Origin of the sequence: Pseudoalteromonas sp. S1727, from assembly GCF_005886375.1 — a bacterium.
Lineage (GTDB): Bacteria > Pseudomonadota > Gammaproteobacteria > Enterobacterales > Alteromonadaceae > Pseudoalteromonas > Pseudoalteromonas haloplanktis.
On sequence record NZ_PNDT01000161.1, the window covers coordinates 1 to 1,229 of the forward strand.

3 tRNA genes are annotated in these 1,229 nt (G+C 39.5%); 2 read left to right on the plus strand and 1 reads right to left on the minus strand.

The annotated features are described in order from the left end of the window. Nucleotides 1–8: 8 nt before the first annotated feature. Nucleotides 9–84, minus strand: a tRNA-Val gene (locus CWB85_RS21175). 768 nt (nt 85–852) lie between these two features. Between CWB85_RS21175 and CWB85_RS21180 the strand changes: the two genes are divergently transcribed. Continuing rightward, nucleotides 853–928 (plus strand) — tRNA-Ala (locus CWB85_RS21180). 39 nt (nt 929–967) lie between these two features. Continuing rightward, nucleotides 968–1,043, plus strand: a tRNA-Glu gene (locus CWB85_RS21185). Nucleotides 1,044–1,229 lie beyond the last annotated feature (186 nt).

Genomic DNA, 1,229 nt, shown 5'->3' on the forward strand with positions numbered 1-1,229 from the left:
TTTATATGTGGTGGGTGATACTGGACTTGAACCAGTGACCCTCGCCTTGTAAGGGCGATGCTCTCCCAACTGAGCTAATCACCCACATCTGAATAACAACTCATTGCTGCGTTGTTGTGGGGCGCTATTATAGATAGAGTTGTAAATGTGTCAACACTTGAATGAGTAAAAATGTTTTAGATGCAGCTTTTATAATCAACGAACCTGTATTGAGATTGTTTTATAGTCAATTCACTGTGTTTATTACATAAGTAAAATCAGTTTATGTATTTTATGACGTGCTATTTCAATCTCTGTGTGAAAATAGTTCTCTGCTGAGTTCCTGTGTTTTTGAGCATTAGCTTTCTTAGTTGTTAACTAGAAGCGTATTAAAGCTGTTTATGCTTAATCTGGGCTGGCGAATATTACTGAAAGCATTTTGGCAGTTCTGTTTACTCATAAAAGAAAATAAGAAACAACATTAACTAAAAACGTATTAGGGTAGGGAAGCTATCCTTTATTTATATTCTCTAATAATTGCCTGACACTTAATGGCTAAAAAGTACAAAAACACAGTCACTTTATTTTGCATATAAATGTATAACATATTACTCTGCTGATCAGAGCAGCTTAAACAATCAAGGTAACTTTGTTTTTCCGTTTTAGCTTCAAATTCTGTTTCGAAACAGTGGCTTTGCGCGTATTTTAAACAGTGTGGTTTATTCGTTATTCAGTTTGCTGAAAAATAAACCATTTGAATAAAGTTACTGAAAAAAATGTTGACATTATTTGGGTGGCTGCATAGAATGCGCCCCGCACTCAGCGATACACAGCACGCTTTAACTGCGTAAGTGTTTAGCAAAATAATAAGTTGGGGCTATAGCTCAGCTGGGAGAGCGCTTCGCTGGCAGCGAAGAGGTCTGCGGTTCGATCCCGCATAGCTCCACCAATTTATTTAAGTGTTTGTCCTAGGGTAGCAGTTTTCTGTGTCCCCATCGTCTAGAGGCCTAGGACACCGCCCTTTCACGGCGGTAACAGGGGTTCGAATCCCCTTGGGGACGCCACTTAACTTTTTAGTTAAAGGCGGTTTAACCGAGAAAATAGCGAACAAATTAGGCTCGAGTCTTAATTTGTATTAATCGCAATTACCTTAACAGCTCAGGATGTGAGTCTAACTAATCAATTGTCCTAGTGACACATTTCTGTGTCCCCATCGTCTAGAGGCCTAGGACACCGCCCTTTCACGGCGG